8 protein-coding genes are annotated in these 12,214 nt (G+C 52.8%); 1 reads left to right on the forward strand and 7 read right to left on the reverse strand.

Annotation, left to right across the window (positions count from 1 at the left end):
- From PAT3040_RS36920 to PAT3040_RS10660, 7 genes are all read right to left on the reverse strand, one after another.
- The coding region (locus tag PAT3040_RS36920) for a hypothetical protein (protein WP_181376544.1) at nucleotides 1-528 on the reverse strand (528 nt) is incomplete at its 3' end.
- On the reverse strand, nucleotides 521-2,581 hold the full coding sequence (locus PAT3040_RS10635; protein ID WP_108992610.1) for a YIP1 family protein: 2,061 nt from the start codon (nucleotides 2,579-2,581) through the stop codon (nucleotides 521-523). The genes PAT3040_RS10635 and PAT3040_RS36920, both read right to left, overlap by 8 nt.
- 36 nt (nucleotides 2,582-2,617) lie before the next feature.
- Nucleotides 2,618-3,484 carry a carbohydrate ABC transporter permease gene (locus tag PAT3040_RS10640; protein ID WP_108992611.1) on the reverse strand — a complete coding sequence of 289 codons (867 nt, stop codon included), beginning with the start codon at nucleotides 3,482-3,484 and terminating at the stop codon, nucleotides 2,618-2,620.
- Nucleotide 3,485: 1 nt separating this feature from the next.
- Nucleotides 3,486-4,463: a carbohydrate ABC transporter permease gene (locus PAT3040_RS10645; protein WP_108992612.1), complete on the reverse strand. Its 978-nt coding sequence runs from the start codon at nucleotides 4,461-4,463 to the stop codon at nucleotides 3,486-3,488.
- Nucleotides 4,460-7,432: an extracellular solute-binding protein gene (locus PAT3040_RS10650; protein WP_108992613.1), complete on the reverse strand. Its 2,973-nt coding sequence runs from the start codon at nucleotides 7,430-7,432 to the stop codon at nucleotides 4,460-4,462. Before PAT3040_RS10650 ends, PAT3040_RS10645 begins: the two co-directional genes overlap by 4 nt.
- 24 nt (nucleotides 7,433-7,456) lie before the next feature.
- A complete protein-coding gene (locus PAT3040_RS10655) occupies nucleotides 7,457-8,566 on the reverse strand; it encodes an ABC transporter ATP-binding protein (RefSeq protein ID WP_108992614.1) in 1,110 nt (369 codons plus the stop codon).
- 160 nt (nucleotides 8,567-8,726) lie between these two features.
- Nucleotides 8,727-10,235, reverse strand: coding sequence for an extracellular solute-binding protein (locus PAT3040_RS10660; protein ID WP_108992615.1), 1,509 nt, complete (start codon nucleotides 10,233-10,235; stop codon nucleotides 8,727-8,729).
- Between the two features lie 276 nt (nucleotides 10,236-10,511).
- Here PAT3040_RS10660 and PAT3040_RS10665 point away from each other — a divergent pair, with 276 nt between their 5' ends.
- Nucleotides 10,512-12,212, forward strand: coding sequence for a sensor histidine kinase (locus PAT3040_RS10665; protein ID WP_108992616.1), 1,701 nt, complete (start codon nucleotides 10,512-10,514; stop codon nucleotides 12,210-12,212).
- Nucleotides 12,213-12,214 lie beyond the last annotated feature (2 nt).

The raw sequence follows: 12,214 nt of genomic DNA on the forward strand, positions 1-12,214 counted from the left end.
GCTGAACCGGAATCCCAGCTTCTCGAATTCGTAGTTTGCGGCAACCCCGTTGTCCGTTGCGGAGAATGACAGCTTTACGCCGGGATCCTTGCCGTTTACAACAAGACGCTGCGCTTTGTTCTGCTCCGCATATTCCAGAATAAACGGCGACTCCAGGTTCGTCCGCAGGATTCCCCCTACCTTCTGACTCTCCAACTGCACGGTCGTTGGATTGCTGCGCCACTGTACGTCGGACCGCAGCTCTTGGACGATAACTTGCCCTGACACCGGATTGACCCGCAGCTCGAGGCGGTCGGTTCGGGCCGCAGACGCGAATCCGGCATCGTCCCGATTATCGCTTAACCAGGGGGAGCCCGAAGGAGCGGACATAGATGAAGCAGCATACGCCGGGATGTCCAGCTCGCTGGATATGCCGGGGCTGGACAGCGACCATATCGCCAGCCCGACAACGATGATTGCCAATGCCAGGCCGCCAAACAGCCATGTTTTTCTCCTGCCCGGATCCGCAATGGCCTTAATGTTAGGCAAGGACTGTCACCTCCTTGTAGAGCTGATAGAAGAAGTCGTAGAGATTGTATGACAGCCCTGTCGTCAGGCTGATAAACAGGAACAATATTCCGATCGTAACGACTGTAATGGTGCTATTTGCGATATTCTCCACAAAATCAAAATTATGGATAACCTGAGAGCTGATGATAAACAAAGCGCCGATCCAGAGCCACATGACCGTATGCAAGGAAGAGTAGAGAATGCCTTCCTCCAACACCAGGATGTTGGACAATAAGAGAATCGGCATGGTAAGCGTAATGTACGGAACAACTGCGAACAGGCTTGCCTGTACGACATCCCTGAATCGTCCCTCGCCGTCCTTAACGGTGCTGACCAGATAATTGGCGACAACCCAGGCCAGGATGGGCGCCAGAAAACCGATCAGTTCCGGCCAGAGTCTAATCCGGCTTAGGTCGACGGGGCGGAAAATAAATCCGGTCCAGTACAGGGCCGCCATCTTCGCAAGCACCAGCAGCAGCAAAAGCAGCAGCATCGTAAAGCCGGAAAGCTTGCGCCCCTTGATCCGGTAGAAGCCCTCATAAGGATGGAACAGCGTGTACCACGCGTCTTTTAGCTCCGCCGCGACGCGAACCAGAGGCTCCGGCAACCTTCGTGTCGAGTTTCTCGCCAGAGTTCGAAGCCCGTATCGAAAGAGCAGCCATAAGGCAACGATGACTCCTGCGGCATAAGCAAAGTTTTGTTGAATCCATTCCAGTCTGTACGTCCAAAACGCTTCCGAATATCCCTGATTGTCGTACGACATCTTGAAGTAGGCCATGGCGTCGCGGGTACGCTCCTGCTTCTGCGCCACTTCTCCCAGACCGACATAAGTCAGGCTGATGATTTCGTTAAGCGACTTTACCTTGTTCCAGTTTGCTTCGCTCTTTTCGTAGTCGCCGATGTAATAATCGGCGGCAGCCGTAAGCACCGCATCCCCGAACTCCGTACGGTCGTAGGCTTGGGCCAGGCTTTGATCGGAATCCAGCACCCACAGCCGGTTCCCCGAGTCGATGCCGATGCTTGCCGGGTAGGAGAGCACGCCCCGCTGCTGCGGTACCTTCCTGCTCTTGCCGAAGGAAAAGAGCTGGGTGCCGCCCGGACTGTAGATGGAGATCATCGCATCGTATCTGTTCTCCTTCCGGTCCAGCACGTAGAAAAAATGGCGCTTATCCGTCGCGACGTCCACCATCTGGTCCGAAGCCGCGAAACGGGCGGACTTTAACGATTCGAAGCGGTTCACCCCTGCGGCAGTCAGCTTTCTGATCTGATCGTTTAACACGCCGGTCGTCGTGGCGAAAATATACCCGTCTTGGTCAATCGTGACGTTGCCGATCTCGGCGGGTCGCTTCAGCTCCTCCCTGGCAAGCTGTTCCTCCGTAAAGATTTGGCGCTTTAGTCGGTCCATCCATGTCCCGCTTGTTTTGTTGCTGCCGAAAAAACCGGTAAACTCGCCGCTGTCCCCTCTCATCCGGACCATCCCTTGATAAGAGCCCTTGGACACGATATACATAACGCCGCGATCGTCGACGGCCACCTTGACCGGCACGAAGAAGTAGCTGGCGGGCATCAAACCTTCCTCCGGCTTCTTGTACTCTCGGACGAAGGTTCCCCCTTTATCGAAAACGGCTATGCGCTGATTGCCCGTGTCCGCTACGTAGATATCCCCGGACGGACGGACGAACACCCCCTCCGGCGCCTTCAGCGCCCCGAGTCCTTCCGCGTCCCCGATCGCCCTTACCCACTCGCCGTCCCGGTTCAGCTCGATAACCCGGTTATTGCCCTTATCGGCAATATACAAGTGGTCGTCGGCCGCTATGAACAGGTCGGCCGGCTGCTTCATCGCCTGATCGCCATGGCCGACAGCCGTATGGGACACCGTGTACACGTCCTGCATCCAGAACGTTCTAGTGCCCGCTCCTCCCGTCCCGTGGGAAATAAAAAAGGTATCGTATGGCTGCCAGGCCGAGGAAGTACCGGGAAACAGGAAGAAAGCGGCCAGCAAAACAGCTATGAATCGTGTGTATTTAGCCATCACGTCAACCTCTTTCCTTAAAAATGCCGAGCGCCTTTATTTCACGCCGGAATGCACCATCGTCTCCATAATCCGTCGCTGGGCGAACAGAAAGATGATGAGATTAGGCAGAAACATTAGCAGCCCGGCAGCCGCTGCCATACCCTGACCGGCTACGGTATTCGCCATGCCGCTCGTCAGCGTCGTAATATAGTAGGGCAGCGTCTTCATCGTTTCGTCCTGCATAAACAGCGTGGATGCCGAAGCGTCGCCCCATACTCCCTGGAACGTAATGATCGAGATGGTTGCAATCGCCGGCATCGATAACGGTATGATAATGCGGATAAAGATGCGCAGCTCGGAAGCGCCGTCCATCTTGGCTGCTTCCAGCAGCTCCGCCGGTATCTGATCGATAAACTGCTTGATCAGGAATACCGCGACCGGAGAGGCGATAACCGGCAGGATATGGCCAAAGTACGTATTGTTCAGCTGCAGCCAGCCTACGATCAAATACCTCGGAATCGCTACCGTCTCCGGCGCGAACATGAGAGCCAGCATAATCATGGCCATAACCGCCTTCTTCAGGCTGAACTGAAGCTTAGACAGCACATAGGCGGCCATGCAGCTGGAGAGGATGACGGCGACCATGGATAAGGCGGCTACGATAATGCTGTTGTAGAGATACCTAGAAAACGGCACGATTCTGGCCACCGGCCGCATAAACAGCTCATAGAAGTTGGTCAACGTCGGGTCCTTCACCAGAAAGGTGGGCGGAAACAGGAACAACTCATGGAACGGCTTGAACGCATGATTAATAATGAACACGATCGGCAGCGACATAAAGGCCGCCAACAGGAGCAGGGCCAGAAGCAGCAACGTCTCGAACAGAGTGAGCCTTCTGATTTGTTTTACGATAGCCATCATGTTATTCACCGTCCTTCGGGCCGAATAGCCGGTAGCTGAGCTTCATCGCGGCATACGAGAACAGCAGCAGGACAACCGACAGCATGGAAGCATATCCGAGCTCGAAGCGAATGAAGGCATAGTCGTCGATATGGTTCAACATCAGATGGCCGGCATATTGCTTCGTAATCGGCATTCCCGTCAGTTGAACGGAGATGGCGCCCGCTTTGAGCGTGCCGACAATCGCCATAACGGCGCTGAACAGCATCTGCGGTTTCATCGACGGAACCGTAATATAATAAACCTCCTGCAGACGGGTGGAGATGCCGTCGATGCGCCCCGCCTCGTAAAGCTCCCGATTTACCGTATCGAATCCGGCCAGCATCGCCAGGAAGCCGACGCCGAACCCCATCCAGATCGTAACGACAATCATCACGTTGAGCAGATATTTGGGATTTTGCAGCCATAGCACCGGCGTTTCGATCATGTTGTAATTCATCAAAAATTGGTTTAAGTATCCTACGTAGTCGCCGCTGAAAGCCGCTTGCCATACGACGACAAGAGCGATGCCGCCGGCGATCGAAGGCGCATAGATCGCAAGGGTAACCAGATCGCGAACGCTCTTGGGCAGCTGATAGATCAGCCAAGCAATAAAGAAAGTGAGCAAGTAGCCGATCGGTCCGACAAAAAAAGCGAATTTGATCGTATTCGGCAGCGCATGCTTCATGAACACCGTATCCTGCGTGATAAGCGAGATATAGTTTTTGAAGCCGGTAAAATGCGGGATCCGAAAGGCGTCATACGACGTAAAGCTCATCAGAATCGCCATAAGGACGGGCAGCAGGATAAACGCCGTAAAGCAAAGCAGAAACGGCGCCATAAACAGATAAGCGATACGCTCTCGATATAGACTCCGCAGTAGTCGCTGCAGCCGGCTTGGCGGCGCCGGATGTTTTAAGGCTGCTGCGACCCCAGCCTTATAGGCAACCTGTTCTTTCATTTCGGCGTTTCCCCCCAATCATAGGGCTGATCAACGACCGGGAAATCCAGTCTCTGCCCGTTCCGGATGCCCAGATCCTGCTGCTTTCTTGCTATCTCGCGGGCGATGGCTACAAAGGAAGTGTCCAGAGAATCCTTGGCCGGAATCTTCTGAACAATCGTCCGGTTAAACGCGAATTCCATCTCGCGGGCGAGCAAGTAACCTCCCGGAAGGAATGGCACGTTGCGGTTCCATCGATTCTGCTCCTTAATGGCAGCGATATGGGCCGCTGGCCAAGGCATGGCTGCCATCGCCTTCATATTGGCCGTATTCCAACGATATTCCGGCCCGTAAAAGGATTCGATCGCGTTGCCGTATTCCAGCTGAACGTCCGTGGACGTCCACCAATCGATAAAACGCCATGCCTGTTCCTTTTTATCGCTTTTGTTCAAAATCATCGCGGCAGTCATCGTGTTCATCGCCCATCTCGCTACGCTGCCGTCCTCCTGCACGGTCCCGGGCATCGGCGCGATCTCCCAGTCTCCGAGTATTTCGGGGGCGGAGGTCAGCAGTTGAACGTACGTATTAAAATCCGATACGCCAATCGGCATCGTGCCCAGCTTGAAATGCTGGAAAAATGCCGGAACCTCCTGGGGCAGATCGTATTTGCCGAACAGCTCCGTCCACAAGGAAAACGATGTATAGGCCGCTTCCGTATCAAACGCCGCTTCTCTCCCGTCCGGCGAATAAAATTCCACATCATTTTGATAAAAGAAAGGAACAAAGTCCTTTGCGTTGTAATAAAATTGCATGCCGTTTTCCTGCAGGGTCGGCAGTATCCGCTGCAAATCCTCCCACGTATCCGGCGTCTCCAGCTCCAACTCCTTCATCATGCTCTTGCGGTAGAAGAGCAGATGGTAGGACTGGGTTTCCGGCAGCGCATATACGCCATTTTTGTAACCAAATGAGCGCATGACGCCGGGGTGAAAACGTTCGGCCACTTCTTTAAAATTTGCGAATTGCGTCAAGTCGGCGGACGCTTCGCGCATCGCGTAATCGACGGGCATATCCTGTGCAAGACCAAGCGCGACATCCGGCTGGTCTCCCCCCGCATTGCTCAGCGTAAGCGCATTCGCATCAGGCATGAAGTTTACATTGACCGCAATGCCGGTCTGAGGCGTGAAGCTTTGATCGATCATCTCCTGCAGCAGGGAAGCATAGTCTCTGCCCCGACCGACCCAAATCTCGATCGCTTCCTTATCGTTTAAATCCCTGGCGTTATAATTCAAATAGAAGGTGCGCGCAAAATTGATTAACGTGTAAGGCACCTTGGAGAGAGCGGAGGTTTCCTTGAACGGATGGGCGGCGGAAGGACTTCTGACGACGATATAGTCCGCGGACATTCCCCCGTTTGCCATCTTATCCATCCAAGTGCCGATTCTCATCTGCAAGTCAGGGAACTTGCCCAGCCTGTTCGGAATCTGATTGATCTCCTCCAGCAGTCCGTCCAGGATCGCTACCCCGATCTTGAGAGACTCGGTCGTATCGTTCGTTTGGCCGTTCAATCCGTTTAGATAATCCATGCTCAGCTTCAATTGATCCCGAAGGCCGGCAAGTTGAGCCTCCAGATCAGGGAAGTAGCTCATCATATCCCATGTGCGGTTCGTATCGCCCGTATTCGTCCCGTAGTCGCCCGTCAGCTTGCGAAGCTTCTGCTCGATTCCGTATAGCTTGCGGATCGCCTCCTGCATCGAGAGCACGACCGGATTTAACGGCGAGATATCCGTTACCAGCCGCAACGTGTGCTCACCCTTATCCAGATAGAAGCGGTAGGGCTCTCCGGCCCGGCTGCCGAGCGTATGCATCTCCAGCTTGCTGTTGTAAGGAAACGGATAATGAAGCAGTTCTTCGAAGGGCGTCTTGCCGTCAATCAGCACCGTCCGAAATGCATTGGCTTTGCCGACGAAGCCCTGATAATATTTCACGTCGATTTCATACCAGCCTGCGGACGGCACTTCAAAGGTCCACTCCGCCCACTCCCCTGCCCGCTTCCATCGCTGGCCATCCAGGACGTTATACAGCAGGCGCCCTTCGCCATCCGGAGATACGTTTGGTTCGTTGATCGTGCCGGTTTGCACCGAGGGGTGGGATTTCTGCTCATAACGCTCCCCTTCAAGCAGCGTGTACCACGTTTCGATAGCCGGTGGAGCGTCCGCCCTATCAGGAGCGCCAGCCTGCTCCAATGTGCCTGCCCTCTCCAGATATTCCGCATAAGCGGGTATCGCTTCCGGAGCCGTCAGACGGATTGGCCCCCAAGACATCGATTCGTTTTGTGCGGCGAACCGAAGCGTATGTACGCCTTTGGACAACGGCAGCCGAAGCGGGACGGACGAAACTGCATAATTCGTTGCCGGAGCCGTTAGCCAGCCCACCGTCTCTACTTGCATCGATCGAATCTCGTTGCCGAGCGCATCCTTACGGTAAGGAACATCCTTGTCCCTCCATCGTTTCAACAGCTCGATTCCATTTGCCTCCGAAAACGGAATTTCGCCATCAATCGATAACGCGTAGAATACCGAGCTGCTGCTGTCCCGCTTGGTCGGCATATAGGTCAGTTCCAGCTCGTACAAGGCATCCGCCGGAATTTCTACTGTCCATTCCACCCATCCCGTGCCATTTGTCCAGTGAAGAACCTCCTCGTTTAAATCGGCATCATATCCCTTCCGGACAGCCGCTTCGGCAGAAGCCGCGCTGTAAGCGACCGGCTCGATTACAACTGGCGGTCCCGTATACGGCAGTATGCCCGACCCTTCCGCTTTCCGAAGCCGATCCGCGTAGAATAGGATGCCTTCTCCGTCTCCGCTGCCGTAATCCATCGCATCCGCGCTGACGACGGGAAAGCTCTCTTCTCCCTGCAACCATGACCTGACGGCATAGACCAACACAATCAAAGCCAGCAGAGCCGTATAAACCATCCATTTGCGAAGCATGATGCTCTACCTCCCGTATTGTGGTCAAAAAATGCCAAGATTGCCGCCCGATTCCGCATCAAAAAAATGAGCCATTTCCATCCGGAATCCGATGTCGATCTTGTCCGTCACATGAAATTTCGAGCCTGGTTCGATCGCCCTGGCGATCACACGGGTATCCCCCATGCTCAAATACAGGTAAGAATCGGAGCCCATTAGCTCGATAACGTCGATAACGGCTCCATAAGAATCATTGGGATCCTCAAGCGTCGGCTCAAGCAGCACATGCTCGGGACGAATGCCCATGACGACGTTCCTTAATTTTCCGGAAGCGAGGAACGGCTTATATTGGGGCGGAATTTCCAACCGCAAGCGCCTGTTGCTGAAATAATGCGTTCCCCCGTCCTCCTCGATGCTCCCCTCGATGAGATTCATGGCCGGGGAACCGATAAAGCTGGCGACAAACAGATTGGCCGGCTGCCGATAAATAAATTCCGGCGCTGCAGCCTGCTGAATGATGCCGTCCTTCATGACTACGATTCTGGAGCCCATCGTCATCGCTTCCGTTTGGTCATGAGTTACATAAACCGTTGTCGTCTGCAATTCCTGATGCAGCCTGATCAGCTCCGATCTGGTTTGGGTTCTCAGCTTCGCGTCGAGATTGGACAAGGGCTCATCCATCAGAAAAACCTCCGGCTCGCGAACGATTGCCCTGCCAAGGGCAACCCGCTGCTTCTGTCCGCCCGACAGTTGATTTGGCTTCTTATCGAGCAAAGCGGAAATTTCCAATATTTTTGCGGCCTTCTTTACCCGCAGCTCAATCTCATGTTTGGCCGTCTTCCTAAGCTTTAGGCCAAGCGCCATATTCTCGTAGACGGATAAATTGGGGTATAACGCATAATTTTGAAACACCATAGCAATATCTCTGTCCTTTGGAGAGACATAGTTGATATACCTATCCCCGATGTAAATCTCGCCTTCCGTTATGTCTTCAAGACCGGAGAGCATCCGGAGCGTCGTCGTTTTCCCGCAGCCGGAAGGGCCTACCAAAACCACGAATTCCCCATCCTCTATCTCCAGATGAAAGTCGGTAACCGACGTTTTCTTTTCGGAACGGTACTGTTTGTATACATGATGAAACGATACCCGAGCCATTCAATCTCTCCTTTATATAACATTAATGTTTTTGTTTAACAGTAAATAATCGAAAATTCCCCTTCCTCCTCCTATTTACATGAAATTTGAGCAGGCTTAAATTGGCTTACGACTAGCGCAAGCCCTTTAAGTCACCTATTTTATAGTCGATGCTGTTTTTTTATTGTTTATATTGGTTGTAAGAAAGCTTCAGTTCTTCGACGATTTTACGGTAATCTTCGGCAGCCGTTAGTTCGTTTACGTAGCTGTCCCACTCCGCCTCCGACATAACGCCCATGACGTACTTCACCTTGTTCCTTTCCAGATCCCGAGTCAGGTCACCCCACTTGTCGCCCACAACGGGCGACGATAGATTAAACGCCGGATTGGTATACGTCGATTTGAGCTGTGAATCTTCGAACACTTCCTTATACCATCTCACCCGTTCCGGATCGGCGTCCCATAACAAATAATTGTCGGCTCCCGTATACGTTCCGTCATTCCATGTATAAGCCTCAATACCTTCGCTTTTGTATTTCTCATTGCGGATGATCTTGCCGTCCTTCACTTCGTGATGGATGCCTTCGATCCCATAAAGCGCAAGCTTTTGATACTCCGTCGATGAGGTATAATCGATCAGCCTGAGCAGCCGGGGAATATCCTCCTTAGGAACCTTCGAGTGGATCATCAAGTTGGTCCAAGAGCCTGTCGCTGCGCTGGTCGTATATCCCCGCGGACCCTTTAGCACTTTAAGCGTCAATACATCCGATCCCGGCGCGTTGCGGTTCAGAGTGTCCAGCCAATCCGGTATTGTAAACATATGGGTATTGGATGCGACGACGGCGTATGTGCCTTGCTTAAACAAATCCGTTTCACTGCCTTCGACAATGGGAAACTCGGGGTGAATCGCACCTTTTTCGTACAGCATCTTCAGCCAGTCCAGATAAGTTTTGAAAGTCGGCATAAAATCCCGGTATTGAAAATTCCCTTCCTCGTCAACCGACCAGTTCTGAATGCCGGTAATGGCATTGGCAATGACATCCCCGCTTGACGTCGACTTCATGGCAATGCCGTAACGCTCCGGCGGATCGCTAAGCTTTAAAATAACATTCGTCAACTCTTCCCAAGTGGTCGGCGGCTCCAAACCAGCTTTCTCCAGCAAATCCTTGCGGACATGAACGGTTGTAAAGATCGGCGGATTGGGATGTCGGGGTATACCCCAAATCTTGCCGTTATACAGCATGTTGTCCCATATTTCATCCGGGTACGCTGCAAGATTCGGATAGTCCTTCAAGCTCTCTCCCGTTAAATACGGAGTAAGATCATGGAACTTGCCGGCCTGAATCGCATCATGCGTCGCTGTCTCATAAATGGGGTTGCTCGTTGGCACCTGGGTTATTTCGGCCAAATCTCCGGTATTCAGCGCGACGCCGAGCCTCTCCTTGTAGCCGTTAAGGGGAATCCACTGCCAGCTGATCACCGTATTCGTCTTGTCTTCGATTTGCTTGCCTACGGCGTCCCCGCCAAGCGGCGGCGTGCCGTAAGCGATATTCGTCCATCGGACCTCTAGCGGCTTCTCGTCGGCTTCACGATCCGCGCCAGCCGATCCTCCAGAGCCGGAGCAGGCGGCAAGGAACAGCATGGCAAACATTACGGCGCACGAAAGTCGTTTACTTTTATACGGTTTCATTCTTCGGACCTCCCGGGTTTATGAACACGCCGCCGACGGCTCGCACGAACGCAAGCCTTCTCTCCTGGGTCTCATGTCGTCAAAGGTTCTAGTGAAACACTTCTTACTTGTATAGTAAATCTTGACGGTCGACAGTTACATGTCGGTTTGAATACATTCATGATGTTTTCATCACCATTCCCTTTGTTTTCCATGCGAACCCCTCCTTTGCGGCAGCAATTCATAGTATAATAGGCTCATATTTGACAACGCTTACACCCGTTAGGAGGATCAGGCATGCCGGTCAAGATGACGATATTCCGCAAGCTGATCATCATGCTGCTGCTATTAATCATCCCGATACTTATTCTGCATACTTATTCCAACCAGGTCAGCGTCAATGTTGTCCGCAACGAAATCAAAGAATCGAATCTGCAGCATCTCTCCTTTCTGTTAAGCCAGGCGGAGGCGACGTTGGAGCAGCTGTCCATTGCCGCCAATACGATCGGGCGATTCCAGGTCATCGATGATTTGATCCATATCCATGAGAAGGATAATAATTACGACAAGGTGGTGATCAAGCAAGATATCATCGAGAAGCTGCGCTTGTCCGGCGCCTCCAGCAATTGGATCAATCAGTTTACGGTTTATTCCCCGCAGGCCGGAACTGGCGTGACGACCTTAAATGAAGCCGACTATACGGAGATGTTCGCTCCGGATCGCATAACGGAGAACTGGCTCTACAGGGAGACCGCGGAAAACGGCACTTCGATCGAACAATTCGTCAAACATACCGTATATCCGGGTTCGCGGCTCATCGTCGAAATCAGCTTTACGGTGAACAATATCCGCAACATGCTGGACCAGATCAAGATGACGGGCAAAAACGACCCCTTCTTCTATCACGAGGATAATCGGCCCATCCTAAATCGGTCCGCCGATCAGTCGTTGGCTAATGACGTCGTCCATTTCCTCAATGGAAGCGAGACAAACGATAGCGGCACGGAATACGTGAAGCTTCAAGGAAAGCAGTACATGGTCAACTACGTAAAGTCGGACGCGCTGAACTGGACTCTCGTGGATTACGTGCCTATGGAATACCGGTTAAGTCCCATTAAAAACAGTTCCTTATTATTTTACGCGTCCATGGCCACCCTTCTTGCGATGGGTATCGTGGTCGCGCTTATGCTGTACCGCAACGTTCAGGTCCCCGTATCCCAATTGCTCCATGGGGTAAGAAAATTAGAGATGGGCAACTTCTCCGTCCGGCTGGTAAACAAGCAAAGAAACGAATTCGGGTTCCTGCTCCAGCGATTCAACCAAATGGCCGCGCAGATCGAGCAACTGATCGAGAACGTCTACTCGGAACGGCTGAGGTCGCGGGAGGCTACTCTTAAGCAGCTGCAATCGCAGATTAATCCCCACTTCCTTTACAACTCTCTTGCTTTCATCAAAAGCATGACCGAGCTCGAAGAGAAGGAGGCTGTCATCGCCATGACTTTGAACCTGAGCCATTATTACCGGTACACGACCCGCGTGGAAAATCAGGAAACAACGCTACGGGAAGAGTTGGAGCTCGTCAAAAATTATTTGAACATCCAAAGCTTGCAAATGCAGCGGCTGGAGTACGAGATCCATATTCCCGAATCGATGCTGCAGCTTTCCATTCCGCGTTTACTCCTTCAGCCGATCGTGGAAAATGCGATCATTCACGGGCTGGAACCTCAGATGAAGTGGGGCAGGATGTCCGTAACCGGCGAACGGGTTAATAACAAAGTCCGATTGATCATAGAAGACAGCGGCGAATCGCTGAGCAATCAAGAGCTGGACCGGCTCAAGCATGAGCTCGAAGCCCCGCTCGATGGCGAGATGGGCTGCGGGTTATGGAACGTGCATCAGCGGCTGAAATTCCGGTTCGGCCAGGACGCCGGCGTCCTTCTGTCACACGCCGCTCTTGGCGGACTATGCGTGACCCTTCAATGGACGGTCATTGACTAATT

Origin of the sequence: Paenibacillus agaridevorans (assembly GCF_003112455.1) — a bacterium.
In the GTDB taxonomy this organism is placed as follows: Bacteria; Bacillota; Bacilli; order Paenibacillales; family Paenibacillaceae; genus Pristimantibacillus; species Pristimantibacillus agaridevorans.

Coding starts and splice junctions, on each gene's coding strand:
- PAT3040_RS10645 (WP_108992612.1), bottom strand. CDS start 4,463: ATGAAAGAACAGGTTGCCTATAAGGCTGGGGTCGCAGCAGCCTTAAAA.
- PAT3040_RS10665 (WP_108992616.1), top strand. CDS start 10,512: ATGCCGGTCAAGATGACGATATTCCGCAAGCTGATCATCATGCTGCTG.
- PAT3040_RS10635 (WP_108992610.1), bottom strand. CDS start 2,581: ATGGCTAAATACACACGATTCATAGCTGTTTTGCTGGCCGCTTTCTTC.
- PAT3040_RS10650 (WP_108992613.1), bottom strand. CDS start 7,432: ATGCTTCGCAAATGGATGGTTTATACGGCTCTGCTGGCTTTGATTGTG.
- PAT3040_RS10640 (WP_108992611.1), bottom strand. CDS start 3,484: ATGATGGCTATCGTAAAACAAATCAGAAGGCTCACTCTGTTCGAGACG.
- PAT3040_RS10655 (WP_108992614.1), bottom strand. CDS start 8,566: ATGGCTCGGGTATCGTTTCATCATGTATACAAACAGTACCGTTCCGAA.
- PAT3040_RS10660 (WP_108992615.1), bottom strand. CDS start 10,235: ATGAAACCGTATAAAAGTAAACGACTTTCGTGCGCCGTAATGTTTGCC.